A 1,434-nucleotide genomic window follows, 5' to 3' on the forward strand; every position below is an offset into this window, starting at 1 on the left:
TTATAATTTTCTTGGGAAGAATAGGTCAGCTTATTCACGATTTCTTCATAAATGTCGGAGCCTTCTGGTAACGGCTTGCCTTCAAACATCCAACGACCTTGAATAATATCGTCGGCAGAAATCCATCTTTCGATTTCATACACTGCCAATGTCCAGCCGCGATAGACTGCAACTGCATATTTTGCTTTTTCACGTCGGCTTCCGATTTTCCAATATTTCCGTGTGCGTTCGTAAATTTCCTTATCCCTATTGGCTTCAGGAATATTCCCAGATCTAATGTCTTTTTTCAGTTTCTCGTATTCGTTATTAATCGTAATTAAAACAATAGGTTTATCAGTTTTCAATTCTTGCGCATCATATTTTCGTTTTAATTCGGATAAGCTCATCAATCCTACTTCAGAAGAATGTGTGCCGCCTTGAATATTAGTCAGCGGCTGCTGGCTCGGTTTGACTAAGGAGAGTAGGTCTATTGCCATCGCTTCATATTCAAAAGCCTGTTTGTCTGTTTGGATGTTGTGCCGCAGAATGTAATACACGGGTTGGTTTCCACTTTGATGTATTTCCCTAATCAAGGCAATTTTATCACTTGGCGTTTCTGTTTCTTGTAATGAACCTAGGGCATGATGGAAAACGCGATTGCCTATGCCTTTTCCTACATAGAAAATATTGCCGTCTCTAGGATCAATCAAGCAATAAACATAGTAAGCAAGTTTTTCTATAATGGAAGTTGAAAACATTTTTCCCTTAAAAGTGAATAAGCCGTAAATGAAATATCAATGGAGGTCGTCTGAAAGAAATTTCAGACGACCTTATGCGATCTGACCATCTCTTTACTGCAAAGCTCCAGGCACCATACCAATGCGATGGCGGCAATCGTCAGGGAAACGGTCAGCGCGGTCCAGAAGCCGTAAATGCCCATATCGACATGATAGGCAAGCAGGTAGCCGGGCAGCAGGCCGCAACCCCAGAAAGCCACGGCATGGATGAACATCGGCATTTTGGTCACTTTATAGCCGCGCAGCGCATATGAAGCGATACATTGGGTAGCATCTGCCAGTTGGAATAGGGAGGCAAAAAATAAAACGGTCGCGGCAATGCCTAATACTGCCGCATCGTTGGTGTACATACCGGCCAACTGAAAGCGAAAGATGACCAAGAGCAGCGCGGTACAGGTGGCAAGTACCCAGCCCAGCACCAGCGACACGCCTGAAATATAACGCGCCCGCAAAAAATCGCGCCGTCCGAGCGAAAAGCCAACGCGTACCGTGCTTGCAGAGCCGACGCTTTGCGGAACCATATACAAAATGCCCGACAGGCTGATGACGACTTGTTGCGCGGCGACATAATCTTCGCCGAATGGCGCCACCAAAAAGACGATAAACGAAAACGCGCTGGCTTCTAGAAAATAAGACAAGCCGATGGGTGCGCCGATTT

The 1,434-nt window shown here is 45.3% G+C and carries 2 protein-coding genes; both read right to left on the bottom strand.

The window, feature by feature from the left end; translation table 11 throughout:
* On the bottom strand, positions 1–737 hold a 737-nt coding region (locus ACTHUM_RS14050), incomplete at its 3' end, for an LEM-3-like GIY-YIG domain-containing protein (RefSeq protein WP_440403176.1).
* 62 nt (positions 738–799) lie between these two features.
* Positions 800–1,434: MATE family efflux transporter (locus ACTHUM_RS14055; RefSeq protein ID WP_440403177.1), on the bottom strand; the 635-nt coding region annotated here is incomplete at its 5' end.

The sequence above is a fragment of the Neisseria sp. P0021.S006 genome (assembly GCF_051956895.1).